Source organism: Allokutzneria oryzae, from assembly GCF_042429765.1.
In the GTDB taxonomy this organism is placed as follows: domain Bacteria; phylum Actinomycetota; class Actinomycetes; order Mycobacteriales; family Pseudonocardiaceae; genus Allokutzneria; species Allokutzneria oryzae.
In genome coordinates this window covers 178,394-197,319 of sequence record NZ_JBHLZU010000005.1, presented here as the reverse complement: position 1 = coordinate 197,319, position 18,926 = coordinate 178,394, and the positions used below count along the sequence as shown (strand labels likewise).

Below are 18,926 nucleotides of genomic sequence, written 5' to 3'. Positions count from 1 at the left end.
CGGGCTACGTGGTGGCGATGGGGACCACGACCGTGCCGGTGGCGCGGGTGACGACCAGCGGCGGGTCGAGGACGTCCGCGGAGGAGGGACCGCGGTCCGGAGCCGCGCGGCAGACCACGCGGGCTTCGAAATCGACCGTGCGGGAGCGGTTTCCGATGCGGGTCAGCGTCGCGACGACCTCCACGACGTCGCCCGCGCGCACCGGCGCGAGGAACTCCACGTTGGCGTAGCCCGCGAACAGTCCCTCGTCGCCATCGGTCTGGATGCACAGCTCCGTGGCCACGTCACCGAACAGGCCGAGGCTGTAGGCGCCGTCCACCAGGTTCCCGCCGTAGTGGGCGTGCGCGTACGGCACGTACCGGCGGTGGGCGACGGTGAAGCCCTCCACGAGTGCTCCGCTGGCCATCTAGGCTGCCTTTCCCTTGTGTGACAAAGCGTGTACCAGGAAGCTCGCGACCTCACCCGGTGTGGTGCCTCGGCCGAAGACGCGGTCGACGCCGAGCTCCCCTGCCTGCAACGGGTCGAAGCGGGGGCCGCCCGCGACGAGCAGCGGGCGGCGCTCACCCATCGCCTCGCGGAAGGCCGCCGCCATCTCCTTGGTGTTCAACAGGTGCGCGTCCCGCTGGGTCACCACCTGGGAGACCAGGACCGCGTCCGCCTTCTCCGCGCGCGCACGCTTCACCAGGTCCGGCACCGCGACCTGGGCGCCGAGGTTCACCACGCGCAGCTCGCGGTAGTACTCCAGGCCCTTCTGCCCCGCGAAGCCCTTGATGTTGAGGATCGCGTCGATGCCGACAGTGTGCGCGTCGGTGCCGATGCACGCGCCGACCACGACCATCTTGCGGCGCAGCGACTTCTTCACCGACGTGTTGATCTCGGTGGGCGTCAGCAGCGGGTACTCGCGCTCCACCACCTTGACCTCGTCGAGGTCGATCAGGTGCTTCACCGAGCCGTAGACCACCACGAAGGTGAAGTCCGGGCCGATCGCGTGCGAGTGCACCACCATCGCGGGCTCGATGCCCATCTTCGCGGCGAGCTGCGCTGCGGCGCCCTCCGCCTTGGGGCCGTGCGGCACCGGCACGGTCAGCGACATCTGCACCATGCCGTCGCCCGTGGTGTCGCCGTACGGGCGGACGTAGCGCTTCTCGGCGCTCCCCTGCTCAAGAGTGGTCACTTGGTGGCCCCCGTCTCCAGCATCTCGATGGCGGGGTTGTAGTACTCCTCCGCCTTCACGACAACGCCGTCCGCGCCCTTGCCGCCCTCCGGCGGGCGCTTCATGAGCCCGAAGGTGCCCTCGGCGATCGCGTTCAGCAGACCCTCGCGGCCGATGCGCTCCAGCAGCGCGACGGCCTCGTCCAGCACCAGGTGCGCGCGCTTGACGATGAAGCCGTCCGGCGCGGGCCGGAAGTCCTCGGCGAGGTTGCCCGCGGCGTTGAGCACGTAGCGCACGTTGGCCACCGCGAGGTCGCGGTCGGACAGGAACGGCGTCACCACGGCCTCGGTCATCATGCCGACGAGCAGGATGCTCTGCCCGGTCAGGACCCCGGCGAGGTTGAAGAAGCCGTCGAGCAGGTGGCCACGGAAGACGTCGCCGGTCATGTGCTTGGTCGGCGGCATCCACTTCAGCGGAGCGTCCGGGAAGACCTCGCGCGCCAGCAGGGCGTGCGCCAGCTCCATCCGGAACGAGTCCGGCAGGTCCGGGTTGATCTCGAAGGCGTGGCCGAGGCCGAGCAGCTCGTCCGGCAGCCCGGCCTCGTGCGCGAAGCGCTCGTTGAGCAGCTGCGAGACCGTCACCGTGTGCGCGGCGTCCACGGCGTCATCGGTGGTGAGGTAGTTGTCCTCACCGGTGTTGATGATGATGCCGGCCCGCGCGTGCACCTGGCGCGAGAACCGTTGGTCCACAAAGGTTCTGATCGGGTTGATGTCGCGGAACAGGATGCCGTACATGCAGTCGTTGAGCATCATGTCCAGCCGTTCGAGACCGCCGAGCACCGCGATCTCCGGCATGCACAGCCCGGAGGCGTAGTTGGTCAGCCGGATGTAGCGGCCGACCTCCTTGCTCACCTCGTCCAGCGCCGCGCGCATGATCCGGAAGTTCTCCTGCGTGGCGTAGGTGCCCGCGAACCCGTGGTGCGTAGCGCCTTCCGGCACGTAGTCCAAAAGGGACTGTCCGGTGGAACGGATCACCGCGATGATGTCCGCCCCGGCACGCGCGGCGTTGCACGCCTGCACGACGTCCTCGTCGATGTCGCCGGTCGCGACGATCAGGTAGATCCACGGCCGCTGCTCAGGGTCACCGATCTTCTCCACCAGCTTGGTCCGCTGCGCCTTGCTGCGGTCCACCTGCCGGAGCCCCTTGCCGACGGCTGATCGCGCGGCTTTGGCGGCGCGCTCGCGGTCCTTGCCCTCCGGCAGCGTGAACCGGACCTGCCCGGCGGCGGTCGCCTCAGCCAGCTCGGTCAGCGTGCCGAGGTCGTGCTCGCGCAATGCGTGGAATACCGGCAGCAGCGACCCGTGCTCCAGTCCACAGTGGTCTCGAACGGTGTCCACCACGCGGTTGACCCAGGGCACGTCACCGGCCCGGTGGGTGGTGTCCGCGCCGGTGATCCCGGCCAGCCGCAGTGTCGCGCGCTCCACCGCGACGGTGGTGTGCGCCTTCGCGAGCTCGATCACCGGAGCGGCCGCGGCGGCGGCCAGCTCCCTGGCTCTGGCGACAGTCTGTTGGTCCAGTCCCAACAACGCCTTTGTCATTGGCCTGCGCCTCCTCGGCTGTCGTAGATGGTCTGTCCACTGCGGACGGTACGCACACAGCGGGGCAAGGGGTCGGACGAGGTCAGCGAGGGCAGGCCGGGAACCCCCGAGCGGGGATCGGTCGACCACCGCTGCACGCGGTTGTCCGGCGCGGCGACCACGAGGTCGCCCGCCTCCCACACCGCGTAGGTCGCCGGAGCACCAGGCGCGAGCGTCCCGGTGACGCCGTCGTTGACGCCGCAGGCGCGCCAGCCGCCCCGCGTGTGCGCGGTGAACGCGGCGCGCGGGGAGACCCCGAGGCCCGGAGTGCGGTGGTGCACGGCGGCGCGGACGGTCTCCCACGGGGCGACCGGCGTCACGGGCACGTCGGAACCGAAAGCCAGCACCATCCCGGCCGCGGCGAGCTGGGAGAACGGGTTGAGCTGGGTGCCGCGCGGCAGGCCGAGCCGCTGCGCGTACATGCCTTCCTCGCCGCCCCACTCGGCGTCGAAGAGCGGCTGCATGGAGGCCGCGACGCCCCAGCCCGCCAGCCGCACGGCCTGCTCGGCGTCCACCATCTCCAGGTGCTCCAAGCGGTGCCGCGCGGCGGAAAGCGCGTGCGCGCCAACGACTTTCTCCGCCAGCGCGAAGCCTTCGACGACCTCGGCGACGGCCGCGTCACCGATCACGTGGAAGCCGCCCTGGAGCCCGGCGCGCGTGCAGCCGACCAGGTGTTCGGCGATGTCGTCCGCGCGGAGGTAGAGCGCACCGGAGGTCTCCGCCCGGTCGCTGTAGGGCGCGCACAACGCGGCGGTGCGCGAGCCGATCGCGCCGTCGACGAACAGGTCACCGGCGAGCCCGCGCACTCCGAGCTCCTTGGCCGTGTCGAACCCGTTCAGCTCGCCCCAGTACCCGACGACCTCCGGCACGGACTCCACAGTGGACATTTCGAGCAGCGCGGCGAGGTCCTCAGCGCTGGAGATGTCCGGTCCTGCGCACTCGTGCACGCAAGCGATGCCGTTCGCGGCGGCGTGCCGCAGGAATGCCAGCTGGGCCGAGCGGCGCTGGCTCGCGGTGAGCGAGCTCTGCGCGGCCCGCCGCACGTGGTGGTGCGCCTCCTGCGTCAGCGGCCCGTCCTCGGACCAGCCGACGGCCTCGCGCGCGGCCGGAGCCCGGTCGATCAGCGCCGTGGTGGCCAGCCCGGAGTGCACGTCGATCCTGGAGAGGTAGACCGCCGCTCCCCCGGCCGCGTTGTCCAGCTCCGCGCGGGTCGGCGGACGGCCCTCCGGCCACCGCGTCTCCTGCCAGCCCTGGCCCCACACCAGGGTGCCGGGGTTGGCGGTGGTGAACCGGCGCACCGCGTCCAGGCACTCCGTGAGCGAGGCGCACCCCGCAAGGTCCAGCCCCTCGATCTGGAGCCCGGCGGAGGTGGCGTGCACGTGCGCGTCGACGAAGGCCGGGGTGACGAAGCCGCCCGCGAGGTCCACGTGCTCGGCCTCGCGGTAGAGCGCCTTGCCCACCGCGTCCTGGCCGACCCACACCACGGTGTCGCCCTCGACCGCCATCGCGGTCGCGTCGGAGGCGGCCGGGCTGTGGATGCGGCCGCCGTGCAGCAGGGTCGGCGTCTTCGGAGCCATGCGCGTCATGAGCGGGAAGTCTGCCGTTCCCGCGCCTCGAACACGGTGCGCACCCCGGCTTCGGCGCGCCACAGCTCCAGCGCGAAGGCGGCGTGGCCCGGGACGTAGCCGTTGCCCACGAGCATCTCGACGTCGGCGGCCAGCCCTTCCGCGCCGAGCGCGGCGGCGGAGAACGAGGTCGCCATGGAGAAGAAGATGACCGTGCCGCCGTCGCTGGTGGCGAGCACCGCCCCGTGCTCACACCCGGGCACGTCCACGCACACCACGGTGACGTCCACGGTCTCCCCGACCGCGTTGAGCAGCGCGATCGGGTCCCGCGCGTCGGCGACGACGACCTCGTCGGCCAGCCCGGACGCGCGCACCACCTCCGCCTCGGCCTCGAACGGCACGAGCGCGACCAGCCTGCCCGCGCCCGCGCGGCGCGCGGCGGCCAGCGAGAGCGAGCCCGACTTGCCGCCACCGCCGAGGACCAGCACGGACGGCGCACGCTCCAGCGCGGAGAGCTTGCGGCGGACGACGCGGTCGGTCAGCGCCGGGGCCCCGCAGACGTCGAAGACCGACAGCGCGAGCAGGTCCGGCACGTCATCGGGCAGCACGGCGGCGATGGACCGGCCGAAGAGCACGGCGGTGCCCTTGCACGGCACCTGCTCGCCCTGGCCGTCCCAGTCGGAGAGCCCGTCGTCGATGCGCAGCGGCGTGAGGGTCAGCGAGACCAGCGTGGCCACCCGGTCGCCGGGCTTGAGCCCGAGCGGGGAGTCCGGCCCGACCTCGCGCACCGTGCCCAGCAGCATGCCGCCGGAACCGGTCACCGGGTTCTGCATCTTGCCGCGCTCGGCGACGATGTCGAGCACGGCTTTGCGCAGCTCAGGACCTGTGCCGTGGGCCTCGCGCAGCTGGCGGTAGGAGGCGGCGTCCAGGTTGAGCCGCTCGACGTCGATCACGACCTCGTCGCTGCCCGGTGTCGGGTCGGCGTCCAGTCGCCACGCCTGCTGCGGCAGCACCCCGGCGGGTTCGAGCACCCGGTGCAGCCCGAAGGGCGAGGTTTGACTCCGCGAACCGGCCTCCGTCACGCTAACCTCCGAAAGATTTACGCCATCGCTGCGTTCTGGCAGCATATCTTTACGTCGTCTTGAGGGCGAGGAGTAGTTATGACTGCGGTGCACGACGGTGTGTCCACTGGCAAGCAGACTGGCCAGCCGGCTCCGACGACTGTCTCGGAGGCGATCGAGAACAGCTCCCGGCAGCCGTACGAGTACGTGCGGCGCGAGCTGCGCGAACCGGACTGGCGGCGCTTCCCCGGCTGGAGGCACATCACCGAGGCTCAGTGGCGCGACGCCCAGTGGCAGCGCGTGTCGTGCGTGAAGAACATCCGGCAGCTGCGCGCGGTCATGGGTGACCTGCTGACGGAGCGCTTCTACGAGGACCTGACCGCCGACCAGTCCAGCCTGGCGACGATGTCGATGCTGGTCCCGCCGCAGATGATCAACACGATGGTGCCCGAGGGCGCGGAGTCGCCCGAGGAGTTCACCGAGGCCTTCTACGCGGACCCGATCCGCAAGTACATGATCCCGGTGGCCTCGGACCGCGAGCTGTCCTGGCCCTCGCACCCGCACTCCTCGCGCGACTCGCTGCACGAGGCGGAGATGTGGGTGGTGGAGGGGCTGACCCACCGCTACCCGACCAAGGTCCTCGCGGAGCTGCTCTCGACCTGCCCCCAGTACTGCGGGCACTGCACCCGCATGGACCTGGTCGGCAACTCCACCCCGCAGGTGGACAAGCACAAGCTGTCGCTGAAGCCGGTGGACCGGCAGGACCAGATGATCGACTACCTCAAGCGCACCCCTGGAGTGCGGGACGTGGTGGTCTCCGGCGGCGACGTGGCGAACGTGCCGTGGAAGCAGCTGGAGTCCTTCCTGATGCGGCTGCTGGACATCGAGACCGTCCGCGACATCCGCCTGGCGACCAAGGCGCTCGCCGGTCTGCCGCAGCACTGGATCCAGCCGGCGGTCGTGGAGGGCATGGAGCGCGTCGCAAGAACGGCGCGGCGTCGCGGGGTGAACCTGGCGATCCACACCCACGTCAACCACGTCCAGTCGGTGACCCCGCTCGTCGCCGAAGCCGCCCGCGCGATGCTGGAGGTCGGAGTCCGCGACGTCCGCAACCAGGGCGTGCTGATGCGGGGAGTCAACGCCGACCCGAAGGCGCTGCTCGACCTTTGCTTTGCGCTGCAAGGGGAAGCGAGCATCCTGCCGTACTACTTCTACATGTGCGACATGATCCCCAACGCCGAGCACTGGCGGGTCGCGGTCTGGGAGGCCCAGGAGCTCCAGCACGCGATCATGGGATATCTGCCCGGCTACGCCACCCCGCGCATCGTCTGCGACGTCCCGTACGTGGGCAAGCGGTGGGTCCACCAGCTCGCCGAGTACGACCGCGAGCTGGGCATCTCGTACTGGACGAAGAACTACCGCACCGGCATCGAGCTGACCGACGACGAGGCGCTGGAACGGCGCTACCCGTACTACGACCCGATCACCACGCTGCCGGACACCGGCCAGAAGTGGTGGCAGGACAACAAGGACGCGTGATCACCGGGGCGGGGCGGCGCGGGTCCGCCCCGCCCCGCTCCGGAGTCCACGACAATGGCCCCATGAAGGTCATCGGATTGCTCGGCGGCATGAGCTGGGAGTCGTCGATCGAGTACTACCGCGTGGTGAACGAGCGCGTCCGGGAACGGTTGGGCGGGCTGCATTCCGCGCACTGCGTGATGTACTCGGTCGACTTCGCCGCCATCGAGCGCATGCAGGCCGAAGGCCGGTGGGCCGAGGCTGCCGCGGTACTGCGCGAAGCCGCGCAAGCGCTGATGCGGGCGGGCGCCGACTTCGTCGTGCTCTGCACCAACACCATGCACAAGGTCGCCGACGACCTCGGCGTCCCCCTGCTGCACCTGGCCGACACCACCGCGGCGGCGGTCCAGGCCACCGGGCTGGCCAGGATCGGCTTGCTGGGCACGGCGTTCACCATGGAGCAGGACTTCTACGTCGACCGGCTGCGCGGCCACGGCCTCGACGTGCTGGTCCCCGGTCCGGAGGACCGCGCCGTCGTGCACCGGGTCATCTACGAGGAACTGGTGGTCGGCATCGTCCGCGAGGAGTCCCGAGCCGCCTACCGCGAGATCATCGGCCGGCTCGTCGAGCGCGGCGCGGAAGGCGTCATCCTCGGCTGCACCGAGATCGAGCTGCTGATCGGCGCCGACGACAGTCCGGTGCCGGTGTTCCCGACGACCCGGCTGCACGCCGAGCTGGCCGTGGACGTCGCGCTCGGGGACGACATCGGCGTGTCGATGTTCTGACCGGCAGTGACCGAGAAGTGATCCCCGCGACCTCGGTCCGCGCTGAACGGTGACGAAGCTTTCCCTTGCCACGCACCGAATTCAGCCAGGAAGAGGTCTAGATATGCGTGCTGCTCGTTCATTGGCGATCGCACTCGTGCTCACCGTTCTGGCCGCTCCCGCGGCATGGGCGCGATCCGCTCTGCCCAACCGGACGGACGCGGAGTTCCAAGCCGAGTGCCTTGCCGTGCACAACGAGCTGCGCGCCAGACACGGCGCACCACCGATGGCCGTCGACACGAACATCGCCGTCTACGCGAAGCTCCGCGCGGCCCTGATCTCGCAGAAGGACGGCCTCTCGCATGGCCACGCCGGGCTCAGGGACCACGGGGAGAACCTGTCCTGGTGGGCGACGACCCAGCGAGGCCAGCTGGGCAGCTGCCGGAGGGCGGTGCAGTCCTGGTACGACGAGATCAAGGACTACGACTTCGCGAGACCCGGCTTCTCCGGAGCGACCGGCCACTTCACCCAGGTGGTGTGGAAGGCCAGCACGAAGCTCGGCTGCGCACGGGTCGCGGGCCAGGGCGGGAAGTGGTTCGAGACCTACGTCGTCTGCAACTACAAGGTGCCGGGCAACGTGCAGGGCGACTTCCCGAGGAACGTCCTCCCGCCGAAGGGCTGACCACGGCGTCGGGGCGGCCCGAGGCTCAGTCCTCGGCCGCCACCGTCGCGGCCCGCACCACCGGGATCGGCGCCGTCTCCCAGCTGCGGTCGTCCATCGGGACGGCGTTCGGCGCGCCGAGCCGCGAGCGCAGCTCCTCCAGGGGCAGCGGCCGCGTCCTGCTGATCGTGGTGGCGACCTCGGCGCAGACACCGACGAACGGGTAGCACGCGCCCAGTCCCCTGACCCGCTCGCCGAGCCTGCGGCCGATCGCCTCGATCGCCGCCGCGTCCACCCCCGGCTGCGCGAGCAGGAACTCCGTCTTGGAGATCCGGAACGCCCGGTCCTGCTGCCGCTGCTCGCGCCGCAGCACGTCGGCGATGTTGTTCTCGGTGTGCATGCTCGTCCTGGCACCGTGCCTGGCCTCAAGGCTGGCGAGGTCGGGCACCCGCACCAGCGCCAGCCCGAGGGGCAGCGTGTCGGGGGCGGTCACGCCCAGCCACGTCCCCAGCGAGCTGAGCGAATGCAGCCCGGTCCAGGGGTCACGCCCGAACCCGCGGTCGGCGTCCACCTTCTCCCGCAGGTCGAGGTACCGGCGCCGCTGGTGCTCCAGCCGGGTCACCAGGTGTCGCAGCGCGGCCTCGGCGCGTTGCTCGACCGCGGTCGCCGGGTCGTCGACGACGCTGTCGAGCACCCGCTCGATGGCGTTGCGGGCCGACGGCGGCAGCCGGTCGCCGAGCGTGTCCCGGAGCCGCACGGCCTCGGCGTAGGCCTCGTCCCGCCGGAAGCCCCACCGGCCCTGGAACAGCCGCGCCGCCTCCAGCGAGGTCGAGCGCGTCTCGACCCGCTCCAGGTCGCGGGCCACCACGGAGGCGCCGAAGGTCGGGGACAGCGCGATCACCGACCACTCGTGCGCCAGGTCCTCGTCCTCGCGCAGCAGCACCGGAGTCACCCCGACGGGCAGGTCGGGCCGTGTCCGGTCCACCATGCCGACCACCGTGCACGCGGAGTGACGAGCGAGCTCGGCGTAGACCCGCCGCTCCCGCTCGAAGTACGGCAGCCGCTGGAACAGGGCGATCACCAGGAGACCGTCGTCCGCCGCGGCGAGCGCCGCGCGCTCCACGGCGTGCGAGGCGAGAACCAACGCGCGCTTGGTGAGAGTTCCGGTCCTGGGTGGCAACTCGTCGTGAGTCATGCGCTTCCGCCTTCGGGGAGCTTCCGCCTTCGAGGAGACAGCGGCGACGAGGCTAACCCGGCGGGAAGGACGTCAAGACCACTCGGACAGCGGTGACGCTCCGTGACACCGGGCCCCGCCCACCCTGCCGTGGGGCTATTGGCGGAGAACGGAACCGCCCAAGATCACCACGATCACCCGATCGCGTGCGGCGAGGGCGGAGCCCGCTCGACCACCTCCTGCACTTGCCTAGAGAATGAGGGCCTCCTGGCCAGGTCAGAGCGTTGCCCACCGCGACAGCGAGCCGGTCGACCATGCTGTGGGCTCAAGGCGTGAGGGGGATGTGTGCGGTTCGGCTTGCTGGGCACGTTGGTGATCGGTGACGGCGAGATCTCCGTCGGCAGGCAGCAGCGGGCGGTGCTGGCGTTGTTGGTCCTGGACGCGGGCCAGGTGGTGGCGACGTCCCGGATCGCGGAGTGCCTGTGGGGGCCGCACCCTCCGGTGTCACCCCGCAACACGGTGCAGCAGTACGTGTCGCAGCTGCGCAAGCTCGGTGTGGCAGTGGAGAGGGCTGGTCAGGGGTATCGGGTGGTGGATGCCTCGACGGATCTGGAGGAGTTCCGGGACCGGGTGCGGGCGGCTCGCGCGCTGCCGGAGCCCGTCGCGGCGATGCGGAGCGCGTTGACGTTGTGGCGCGGCGCTCCGTTGGCCGATGTCACCGCGCCGGGGTTCGACGAGATCAAGACTGAGCTGGCGGAGGAACGCCTGGCGGTGCTGGAAGAGGCCATCGGCCTGGAGCTCGCGGCCGGGCGCGGGGCGGAGCTGGTTCCGGAACTGACCGCTGTGGCGGCGGAGAACCCGGCGCGCGAGCCCTGCCACGCGCTGCTGATGACGGCGCTGTACCGGGCGGGCCGCCAGGCCGAGGCGCTGGCGGTGTTCACCCGGCTCCGCCAAGAGCTGGGGGCCGCGCCATCTGCGGCGCTGCGGGAGCTGGCGGATCGCATCCACCGCAACGACCCCGACCTGCTCCCCGAACCCCCGCCACGGCCCGGCGGCGGCCCTGACCAGCTTCCCCCGGTGACGCGCTGGTTCACCGGCCGCGACGCCGAACTGGACCAGCTGTCGGCGTCCCTGGAGGACAGCGGCACGGTGGTGATCTCCGCGATCGGCGGGGGCGGCGGCATCGGCAAGACCACACTGGCGCTGCGGTGGGCGCACGCCCATGCCGACCGGTTCCCGGACGGGCAGCTGTTCGTCAACCTCCGTGGCTTCGACCAGCACGAGCCCATGACGCCGGAGACCGCGGTCCGCGGGTTCCTCGACGCCTTGGGCGTGGCGCCGCAGCGCATCCCGGTGGAGCTGGACGCCCAGGCAGCCCTCTACCGCAGCCTGCTCGCGGGCAAACGGATGCTGGTGGTGCTCGACAACGCCCGCGACCTGGACCAGATCACCCCGCTGCTGCCGGGCGGCGCGACCTGCGCGGTGATCGTGACCAGTCGGCACCGGCTGACCGGCCTGATCACTCACCACGGCGCGTCCTGGTTGCCGTTGGACATCCTCGACGACGCCGAGGCCCGCAACCTCCTCGCGGGACGACTCGGCCAGGCCAGGCTGGACGCCGAACCGGACGCGGTCGAGGTGCTGCTGGGCTGTTGCGCGGGCCTGCCGTTGGCGTTGGCGATCACCGCCGCCCGCATCGCTCGCCACCCCAGGCAACCGCTGGCGCGCTTCGCCGTCGAGCTGCGTGACGAGACCGGCCGTCTGGCCACATTGGACGGCGGGGACATCCCGTCGAGCCTGCGGGCCGTGTTCTCCTTCTCCCGGGTGGCTTTGAGCACGGAGCAGGCCCGGGTGCTGGGGCTGGTCGGCCTGGCCCCGGGACCGGACATCAGCGTGCCCGCGGCGGCCAGCCTCACCGCGCTCCCCGCCGAGCAGGTTGTGCGGGTGCTGAGGGAGCTGGAGGAGCTCTCCCTGGTTGAGGAGCACGTGCCCGACCGGTTCCGGATGCACGACCTCACCCGGCTCTACGCCGTCGAACAGGCCGAGCACGAGCAGTCACAGGACGAGCGCGAGACGGCGCTGCGGCGACTGGTCGACTTCTACCTGCACACGGCTTACGCAGGTGACCGGTTGCTCAACCCGCATCGTCGAGTCCCGAAGCTCGACACGCACAGCTCGGGCTGCACACCGCTTCCCTTGGCGGACGACTCAGCGGCGTTGGCGTGGTTCGGCGCCGAGAAGCTGCACTTGGTCGCAGTCCAACAAACCGCCCTGGAACACGATTGGCACAGCCCTGCCTGGCACATGACTTCGGCCACGACCAGTTTCCTCGGGCTGATCGGGGACCTCGGCACTCAACTCGTCGTCTCTCGGACCGGGGTCACGGCAGCGGAGCTTTCAGGAGAGCACGATCCACTGTCCCTGACCCACTACCTACTCGGTACGGCGTACTCACGGATGGGTTCCCACGACAAAGCGCTTGAGCACCTCGATCGAGCACTGGCTCTGGCCGAGGAGACCGGCGCCACGTGGCGTCAAGCCGGAATTCACGGTTCCCTCAACCTGCTTTGGGACCTGTGCGGCGACAATCGACGAGCTTTGCACCACGCTACCCGCATGCTCCGTCTCTACCAGGCCATGGCAGAACCGGTGTGGGAAGCACTCTCACTGAACATTGTGGGCAACAGCGCAGCCAAGTGCGGCGACTACGCGATGGCCTCAACCCATTGCGAAGCCTCCCTCGTCCTGTTCCGGGAACACCGTTATCCCTTGGGCGAGGCGGATACCCTCGACTCGCTGGGCTTCATCGCACACGAGACTGGTGACTACTCCACTGCGATCAACTACTACGGTGAAGCTCTTGCGCTGTCTCGCGAACACGGCAACGCCTATGTCGAAGCCAGTGTCCTGAACAACCTCGGCAGAACGCACTTCGATCTCGGGCGTGTGGACGAAGCCCGTGACCACTGGAAGCAGGCGCTCGAACTCTACGAGACCCAGGGCCGGGACACCGAAGCCGAGACCGTTCGGCGACAGTTGAAGGAACTCGACGACTAAGTCCACAATGGACAAGAAGAGAGCGGAGGTGCTGTGCGGTTCGGCCTGCTCGGGACGGTGACGATCTCCCACGGGGGCAGTGGGATTCGAGTTTCCAGCTTGCAGCAACGGTGCCTGCTTGCGTTGCTGTTGCTCACCCCGAACCGTCCAGTCGACACCGAGAGGATCGTCGACGCGCTGTGGGGCGACAACCCACCACGCTCCGCGCGGAACTCGTTGCAGCAACGCGTCACCGGGCTTCGCCTGCTGCTGCCCGCGGATGTCCGGCTGGTCCACCAGGACCCGGGCTACGTGATCACCGCTGCCGAGAGCGATATCGACCTCTTCCGGTTCCGCGACCTCGTCAGCCAAGCCAGGCAGGAACGGGATCCCGCCGTCGCGGTGACGCGGTTGCGCGCCGCTTTGGCTTTGTGGCGCGGTGAACCGTTGGCCGATGCTCGTTGTTCCGGGTTGGACGCGGTCCGGATCAGGCTCGTCGAGGAGCGCATGGCGGCGTGGGAGGACTGTCTGGAGCGGGAGCTGGCGTTGGGGCGCGGGGCGGAGCTGGTGCCGGAGCTGACCGCTTTGGCCGCCGAGCATCCGCTGCGCGAGCGGTTGCAGGCCCAGCTGATGCAAGCACTTCACCGCGCCGGCCGCACTTCGGAGGCTCTTGCCGCTTTCCAGGCCGCACGCGAGAGACTGGCCGATGAGCTCGGCATCGATCCGGGCCGGGAACTGCTCGCGATGGAGCAGCAGATCCTGAGTCCACCAAGAACAGTTGTGCCGCAACAACTTCCCGGAGTAACGCGGTGGTTCACCGGCCGGGACGACGAACTCGCGCTGCTCGACGGAGCGCGGGTCTGCGCGATCGATGGTGGCGCGGGGGTCGGCAAGACCGCGCTCGCGGTCGCTTGGGCGCATCGCAACCTCGACCGGTTCCCGGACGGGCAGCTGTTCGTCGATCTGCACGGCTTCGACAGCGAGGAGCCAGTTCGGGACGCGCTGCACGGATTGCTTGTCGCACTTGGGGTTGACGACGTTCCACTGACGGATGAGGCCAAAGCCGCGCTATATCAACGCATGGTGGCTGACAAGCGGTTGCTTGTCGTGCTGGACAACGCATTCGACGTCGACCAGATCCGCCCGCTGCTCCCGGTTTCCAGCACCTGCACAGTGGTGATCACCAGTCGACGCGCGCTCACCGGGCTCGCGGTCACCCACGACGCGCACGTGGTGCCCGTGGACCCATTGCCGCAGAAGCACGCTTTGGCGATGTTCACCGCACGTGTCGGGGCACGACGAGCCGCCGAAGATCCTGACGCGGTCAGCGAACTGGTCGGGTACTGCGCGGGACTGCCGCTGGCGTTGGCGATCGTGGCGGCGCGCGCCGTCCAGCAGCCACGCCACCCCCTGGCTCGGTTCGCCGCCGAGCTGCGGGAGGAGAGCACGCGACTGCAAGCGCTGCGGGCATGGGGCGCCGCAGCCGACCTGCGGACGGTGTTCGCCAGCTCCTTCGCCGCACTCACGGAGAAGCAACGCCGTGCTTTCGCCTTGCTGAGCAAGGGTTCCGGAGAGTTCGGCCTGGAGGAAGCGGCCGAGCTGAGCGGGCTTCCCGCTTCCGAGATCAGGTCGGTGTTGCGGGAGCTTGAGGCCGTTTCGCTGGTCTCGGAGCACCAGCTCGGCCGCTACCGGATGCACGAGCTGGTCCGCTTGGCGGCCAGGGCTAGCCACGGTCTTGGGATGCGTTGATTTCCATGGACAGCAACGTGATCGCATCCTGACCGGTGCTTCCCGGTTCCGGCTGGAACGCCACGAATCGTTGGCTGTCAACGGCTGTGAGGATCTCCGAGGTCAGCTCGAATCGCCCGACCGCCGGATTGTGGAACACGCGCCGGGAACCGCTCTTGACCCGGACGTCGTAGTTCCGCCACAGTTCGTCGAACTCCGGGCTGGCCGCGCGGAGCGGTCCGACCACGTCGGCGACCGGCTCCGGATCGACGGCCTCGACGGTGCGGAGATGGGCGACGCAGTCCTCCGCCATTTGCTGCCACGCCACGAACACCTGCCGCGCCGTCGGGTGCAGAAACACATAGCGGACGAGGTTGCGCTGCCGCACGGGCCAGTCCTCGATGCCCGCCATCAGCCGACAGCCTTCCGGGTTCGCGGCGAGGATGTTGCTGACCTGGTCGAGCACGAACGCCGGAGTCGGGCGCACCGCCTCAAGCAGCTGCAGCAGCCCCGGCCGCGCTGTCACCGTCCGTGGGCGCTTGGGCGGCGCCGAGCCGCTCGCGGCGCGCGCGAGGCCGTGCAGGTGCGCGCGTTCGTCGTTGTCCAGCCGCAGTGCCGTAGCGAGCGCGTCCAGCACCGCCGCACCCGGGTTGCTGTCCCGCCCCTGTTCCAGGCGGATGTAGTAGTCAACGCTGACTCCGGCCAGCGCGGCCAGTTCCTCGCGGCGCAGGCCAGGCGTCTGCCGTCGACCGGTGCCGACCGGTAGTCCCACCTCGGTGGGACGGATGCGCCCGCGCCGGTTGCGCAGGAACTCACCAAGCTCGCTCACCGGTCAAGTCTGACATCGGCGGGCACATCGGGGGTGGCCCTGCGAGGACCAGTCCCGGCGCGGCCTTCCGTGCTCTCTGCGCGCTGAAGGACGCTGTGGGCATGAAGAATCGAGTACTGATCATCGGTGGCAGCTCCGGCATGGGTCTCGCGCTCGCCGAACGTCTGCTGTCCGACGGTGCGGACGTGACCGTAGCGGGTCGCTCCGCCGAGCGTCTGTCCACTGTGGCCGCTCGACTGCCGCGAGTGCGCACCGCACAGGCAGACATCTCCGACGAGGACGCGGTTCGACGCCTGTTCACCGAGACCGGACAGCTCGATCACGTCGTGGTGACAGCGGCGGACGCGGTCGGGGCGTACAAGCCGGTCGCCGCGTACGACGTGGCGACGGCGAAGGCGATCGTGGGCACCAAGCTGCTGGGCCCGTGGCTGGTGGGCAAGCACGCCGATCTCGCGCCGGGTGGTTCGATCACGTTCACCTCCGGCATCGCCGCATACCGTCCCATGCCGGGTTCCTCGGTCTTCGCGGCGGTGAACGGGGCGTTGGAAGCGCTTGTCCGGGCGCTGGCCGTCGAGCTGGCGCCGCTGCGGGTCAACGCGGTCTCGCCGGGGTGGATCGACACGCCGATCTGGGACGACCTCGTCGGTGACGGCAAGGCGGAGCGCCTGGCGACGATGGCCCAGCGGTTGCCGGTGAACCGCATCGGCACCGTGGACGACGTTTCGGAGGCTTTTGTGACACTACTGCGCAATGGGTTCATCACCGGGACCGTTGTGCACGTCGACGGCGGACACCGCCTGGTTTAGACCTCGTCCAGCCCGCTCACCTTGGAATGGTGGCGGGCTAGCGAGTATTAAAACGGTGGAGCGGGATCCGCTATCGGTTCCGGTTCACGGACATAGGTGCGTCCCATCGGGGTCGTCCAGATGTGGATACCGCCGGGGAGCTGCGTTCGTTTCCACCGGGTGTGATGTTTCATCACGTGATGCCGTCGGCATTTCGGACCCAGATCATCCGCGACCGTGTTGGTGCCGTCGAAAGGTTCGCAATGATCCAGATCGCACCGGTGCGCCGGTTGCCTGCACCCAATGGCCACGCAGGTGACATCCCGCGCCCGGACTAGGTCGGCGAGGGCGGCTGAGGGCCGGTAGTTCGTCCGCCCCACATCCACCGCCACCCCGGTCACCGGGTCGGTGAGAATCCGCTTCCACGTGCCTCCGGCGGCGATATCGCGGGCCACGTCTGCGGGAATCGGCCCGTACCCGGCGAGCATCCCGGGTTCCTGATCCATGCCCATCAGCGTGGTGGCGGGGAGGGTGACCAGGACCTTCACCTCGCCCTGCGGGGCTCCGGTCTCCTTGCCCATCAGCAGGTCGAACGCGACATCGGCGCGGCGCTGGTCCATGGTGCGCTCATCGCCGCCGAGGCCTCGGGCGATGCGGTCGATCCGATCCCACACCAGGGCGCCTTGGAGCGCGGTGAACTCGAACCGCAACGCGCACATCGCGTCATCAAGGTTGAGCTTCTCCACCCGGCGGGTGCGCTTCTTCTCCTCGTGCCGCCGGGCGGCTGCTGCGGGGTCGAGCTTGGCGATCAGGCGTTGGGCGTGCTGGCGGATCCGGCTGTAGTGGTGGGTGCGGGCGTACTCGATCAGTACCGCTTCCACGATCTCCGCCTGCACAGCGGTGAGGGGATCCAGTTGGTCCACGATCAACAGGGCTTTGCCTTGGTCGATCCGGCCCTCTTCCAGGGCGGCGAGGACGGCGGGGCGGGAGGCGAGGTTCTCGGCGTGGTTGATCAGGGTGCTGGCCTTGCGCGAGGAAATCGACAGCAGAGCGCCGACCTCGTCACCGAGGTAGGGGTATTCGGCGAAATCCGTGCTGACCACCAATTCGGCGAGATGCCGTGCCAGGACCGCGTGCGCGTGATTCACCGCGCGGTAAGCGTCCTCGATTGCGTCGAGGGTCTCGTCGGGGGTCATATTCTTATTCTATCGCGCTGAGAATAGTGATCATGGCCCTATAGGGTGAAATGCGGCGACAATTTTCCCGCTATGGAAAAGGAACTTCGTCACGACGGTGACGCGGGTGATCAACGCGCCGGGACCACCGCCAGCAGCACACCGAAGCCGCCAAGGATCGCGGTACCCGTTGAGGGCTCGAACAGGCCGCCCTCCGGCAGCCTGACCGTGACGGTTCCCAAGGACACCGGCGCGCTGCGCACCGATCTGCTCGCGGTACCAACGCATCGCCGCGAGCCTGTCCGGACCAACGGCGCTGGCCGCCGTGCTCGGCCTGCCCGCCGATCTCCTCGCCGGCTCGCGCCAGGCTGCCTGGTTCCACGAGATCTTCGTCGCGAGCGAGCAGGAGTGCGTGACCGCCGTGCTCGACCGCGCCGTCACCCGTGGCGAGCTGCCCCGTGGAGCTAACCCTCGGTCCGGTGATCGCGCGGCTGTCCTTGCTGTGCAAGAACAAACCGAGCGAAGCTGGACACGGCCGCACTGCCCTCAGTAGAGGCTCCGCATGGCGTGGCGCACCTCCGCGAGGGTCTTGTCGGCGATGGCGTTGGCGCGCTCGTTGCCCTCGCGGAGGACCTGCCGGAGGTAGCCGCGGTCCCGCGCGAGGTCCGCACGACGAGCCCGGATCGGCGCCAGGTACTCGTTGACCGCTTCGGTGACGGTCTTCTTCAACGCGGCCGCGCCGCCGGAGCCGATCTCCGCGGCGACCTCGTGCGGATCGCGATTCCCGCACAGTGCAGCCAGAAGCACGAGGCTGGAGACCTCGGGGCGGGTGTCCGGGTCGTAGGTGATGTGCCTTTCGGCGTCGGTCTTCGCGCCCCGGACCAGCCGGGCGGTCTCGTCGGCGGTGGCGGACAACGAGATCGCGTTGCCCCGGCTCTTGCTCATCTTCGTGCCGTCGGTGCCCAGCAGCAGCGGCGCGGCCGACAGCAGCGCCTCCGGCTCCGGGAAGACCCGGCCGTAGCGGTCGTTGAAGCGGCGGGCGATGGTCCTGGTGAGCTCCAGGTGCGGCAGCTGGTCCTGGCCGACCGGGACGAGGTTCGCCTTGCAGAACAGGATGTCCGCGGCCTGGTGGGCCGGGTAGGTGAACATCAGTCCGCTGACCGCGGACTGGCGAGAGTGGGCGATCTCGTCCTTGACCGTGGGGTTGCGGCCGAGCTCGGCGATCGAGACCAGGCTGAGGAAGGGCAGCAGCAGCTGGTTGAGCGCGGGCACCGCGCTGTGGGCGAACACCGTGCCACGACTGGGGTCGAAGCCGATGGCGAGGTAGTCCAGCACCAGCTCCTCGACGTGCTCGGTGAGCCTGTCGGCGACGTCGCGGTCGGTCAGCACCTGGTAGTCGGCGATGATCAGGAACACCTCGACGCCGAGGTTCTGCAAGCGGATCCGGTTGTGCAGCGTGCCGAAGTAGTGCCCGAGGTGCAGCCGCCCGGTGGGCCGGTCCCCGGTGAGCACCCGGAACCGGTGGGGGGCCTCCATGACGGACTTCTCCAGTAGCGCGCTGGTCATGACGTTCTCCTGTTCGGTGGGTGGGCGGGCGTCCGAACGGCGACCGCATCCCGAACCAGGGAACGAAAAAGGGCCGTCCATCCGAACGGCCCAGGTCGTGCGTGAGGGGTGCCGCTCCTAAGTGGAGCGCCACCAGCACAGGCACGACGAGCGAAGCATGGGGCGAGGTTACACCCGCCGAGGCGCACAGTCGACAAAAAGGGGTTGCCGCTCACCTCCGGCCGTGGCGACGATGTGACCACACGACCAAGCGGAGGAGGCAGCCATGACGAAC

At 69.6% G+C, this 18,926-nt stretch carries 17 protein-coding genes; 7 read left to right on the top strand and 10 right to left on the bottom strand.

The window, feature by feature from the left end:
• Nucleotides 1-4: 4 nt before the first annotated feature.
• From kal to kdd, 5 genes are read right to left on the bottom strand one after another with little or no spacing between them, the layout of a single operon-like run.
• Nucleotides 5-406, bottom strand: a complete 402-nt coding sequence (gene kal / locus ACFFQA_RS06280; RefSeq protein WP_377850682.1) for a 3-aminobutyryl-CoA ammonia lyase — start codon at nt 404-406, stop codon at nt 5-7.
• On the bottom strand, nt 407-1,174 hold the full coding sequence (kamE, locus tag ACFFQA_RS06275) for a lysine 5,6-aminomutase subunit beta (protein ID WP_377850681.1): 768 nt from the start codon (nt 1,172-1,174) through the stop codon (nt 407-409).
• A complete protein-coding gene (gene kamD, locus ACFFQA_RS06270) occupies nt 1,171-2,751 on the bottom strand; it encodes a lysine 5,6-aminomutase subunit alpha (RefSeq protein ID WP_377850680.1) in 1,581 nt (526 codons plus the stop codon). Before kamD ends, kamE begins: the two co-directional genes overlap by 4 nt.
• Nucleotides 2,748-4,367, bottom strand: a complete 1,620-nt coding sequence (locus ACFFQA_RS06265) for an amidohydrolase (RefSeq protein WP_377850805.1) — start codon at nt 4,365-4,367, stop codon at nt 2,748-2,750. The genes kamD and ACFFQA_RS06265 overlap by 4 nt, the downstream gene beginning before the upstream one ends.
• Nucleotides 4,368-4,372: 5 nt before the next feature.
• A complete protein-coding gene (gene kdd, locus ACFFQA_RS06260; protein ID WP_377850679.1) occupies nt 4,373-5,437 on the bottom strand; it encodes an L-erythro-3,5-diaminohexanoate dehydrogenase in 1,065 nt (354 codons plus the stop codon).
• Nucleotides 5,438-5,515: 78 nt separating this feature from the next.
• Here kdd and ACFFQA_RS06255 point away from each other — a divergent pair, with 78 nt between their 5' ends.
• From ACFFQA_RS06255 to ACFFQA_RS06245, 3 genes are all read left to right on the top strand, one after another.
• Entirely contained in the window at nt 5,516-6,955 is a 1,440-nt protein-coding gene (locus tag ACFFQA_RS06255) for a KamA family radical SAM protein (protein ID WP_377850678.1), read from the top strand.
• Nucleotides 6,956-7,017: 62 nt separating this feature from the next.
• On the top strand, nt 7,018-7,719 hold the full coding sequence (locus ACFFQA_RS06250; RefSeq protein ID WP_377850677.1) for an aspartate/glutamate racemase family protein: 702 nt from the start codon (nt 7,018-7,020) through the stop codon (nt 7,717-7,719).
• 103 nt (nt 7,720-7,822) lie between these two features.
• Complete coding sequence (locus ACFFQA_RS06245; protein WP_377850676.1) at nt 7,823-8,380, top strand: CAP family protein; 558 nt, start codon at nt 7,823-7,825, stop codon at nt 8,378-8,380.
• A 25-nt stretch (nt 8,381-8,405) separates the two neighbouring features.
• On the opposite strand, the gene ACFFQA_RS06240 is transcribed toward ACFFQA_RS06245, so the two are convergent.
• Nucleotides 8,406-9,554, bottom strand: a complete 1,149-nt coding sequence (locus ACFFQA_RS06240; protein ID WP_377850675.1) for a DICT sensory domain-containing protein — start codon at nt 9,552-9,554, stop codon at nt 8,406-8,408.
• Between the two features lie 324 nt (nt 9,555-9,878).
• On the opposite strand from ACFFQA_RS06240, the gene ACFFQA_RS06235 reads away from it, so the two are divergent.
• Together ACFFQA_RS06235 and ACFFQA_RS06230 are read left to right on the top strand one after the other, a co-directional pair.
• Nucleotides 9,879-12,590 carry an AfsR/SARP family transcriptional regulator gene (locus ACFFQA_RS06235; protein ID WP_377850674.1) on the top strand — a complete coding sequence of 904 codons (2,712 nt, stop codon included), beginning with the start codon at nt 9,879-9,881 and terminating at the stop codon, nt 12,588-12,590.
• A 99-nt stretch (nt 12,591-12,689) separates the two neighbouring features.
• Nucleotides 12,690-14,318, top strand: a complete 1,629-nt coding sequence (locus ACFFQA_RS06230) for an AfsR/SARP family transcriptional regulator (protein ID WP_377850673.1) — start codon at nt 12,690-12,692, stop codon at nt 14,316-14,318.
• On the opposite strand, the gene ACFFQA_RS06225 is transcribed toward ACFFQA_RS06230, so the two are convergent.
• The gene (locus tag ACFFQA_RS06225; RefSeq protein ID WP_377850672.1) at nt 14,293-15,126 is read right to left on the bottom strand and encodes a helix-turn-helix transcriptional regulator; all 834 of its coding nucleotides are present in this window, start codon (nt 15,124-15,126) and stop codon (nt 14,293-14,295) included. The two genes, ACFFQA_RS06230 and ACFFQA_RS06225, sit on opposite strands and share 26 nt — an antisense overlap.
• Nucleotides 15,127-15,227: 101 nt before the next feature.
• Here ACFFQA_RS06225 and ACFFQA_RS06220 point away from each other — a divergent pair, with 101 nt between their 5' ends.
• Nucleotides 15,228-15,932 carry an SDR family oxidoreductase gene (locus ACFFQA_RS06220; protein ID WP_377850671.1) on the top strand — a complete coding sequence of 235 codons (705 nt, stop codon included), beginning with the start codon at nt 15,228-15,230 and terminating at the stop codon, nt 15,930-15,932.
• A 47-nt stretch (nt 15,933-15,979) separates the two neighbouring features.
• On the opposite strand, the gene ACFFQA_RS06215 is transcribed toward ACFFQA_RS06220, so the two are convergent.
• On the bottom strand, nt 15,980-17,107 hold the full coding sequence (locus tag ACFFQA_RS06215) for an HNH endonuclease signature motif containing protein (protein ID WP_377850670.1): 1,128 nt from the start codon (nt 17,105-17,107) through the stop codon (nt 15,980-15,982).
• A gap of 110 nt (nt 17,108-17,217) precedes the next feature.
• Nucleotides 17,218-17,349, bottom strand: a complete 132-nt coding sequence (locus tag ACFFQA_RS06210; RefSeq protein ID WP_377850669.1) for a hypothetical protein — start codon at nt 17,347-17,349, stop codon at nt 17,218-17,220.
• 2 nt (nt 17,350-17,351) lie between these two features.
• On the opposite strand from ACFFQA_RS06210, the gene ACFFQA_RS06205 reads away from it, so the two are divergent.
• A complete protein-coding gene (locus tag ACFFQA_RS06205; RefSeq protein WP_377850804.1) occupies nt 17,352-17,639 on the top strand; it encodes a TetR/AcrR family transcriptional regulator C-terminal ligand-binding domain-containing protein in 288 nt (95 codons plus the stop codon).
• Here ACFFQA_RS06205 and trpS read toward each other — a convergent pair.
• A complete protein-coding gene (gene trpS / locus ACFFQA_RS06200) occupies nt 17,633-18,652 on the bottom strand; it encodes a tryptophan--tRNA ligase (RefSeq protein ID WP_377850668.1) in 1,020 nt (339 codons plus the stop codon). The genes ACFFQA_RS06205 and trpS overlap by 7 nt on opposite strands.
• Between the last annotated feature and the right edge of the window lie 274 nt (nt 18,653-18,926).

Bases quoted from the DNA above. Each gene is read 5' to 3' on its own strand.
- kal (WP_377850682.1), bottom strand. From the start codon at position 406: ATGGCCAGCGGAGCACTCGTGGAGGGCTTCACCGTCGCCCACCGCCGG.
- kamD (WP_377850680.1), bottom strand. From the start codon at position 2,751: ATGACAAAGGCGTTGTTGGGACTGGACCAACAGACTGTCGCCAGAGCC.
- ACFFQA_RS06265 (WP_377850805.1), bottom strand. From the start codon at position 4,367: ATGGCTCCGAAGACGCCGACCCTGCTGCACGGCGGCCGCATCCACAGC.
- ACFFQA_RS06255 (WP_377850678.1), top strand. From the start codon at position 5,516: ATGACTGCGGTGCACGACGGTGTGTCCACTGGCAAGCAGACTGGCCAG.
- ACFFQA_RS06250 (WP_377850677.1), top strand. From the start codon at position 7,018: ATGAAGGTCATCGGATTGCTCGGCGGCATGAGCTGGGAGTCGTCGATC.
- ACFFQA_RS06245 (WP_377850676.1), top strand. From the start codon at position 7,823: ATGCGTGCTGCTCGTTCATTGGCGATCGCACTCGTGCTCACCGTTCTG.
- ACFFQA_RS06240 (WP_377850675.1), bottom strand. From the start codon at position 9,554: ATGACTCACGACGAGTTGCCACCCAGGACCGGAACTCTCACCAAGCGC.
- ACFFQA_RS06220 (WP_377850671.1), top strand. From the start codon at position 15,228: ATGAAGAATCGAGTACTGATCATCGGTGGCAGCTCCGGCATGGGTCTC.
- ACFFQA_RS06215 (WP_377850670.1), bottom strand. From the start codon at position 17,107: ATGACCCCCGACGAGACCCTCGACGCAATCGAGGACGCTTACCGCGCG.
- trpS (WP_377850668.1), bottom strand. From the start codon at position 18,652: ATGACCAGCGCGCTACTGGAGAAGTCCGTCATGGAGGCCCCCCACCGG.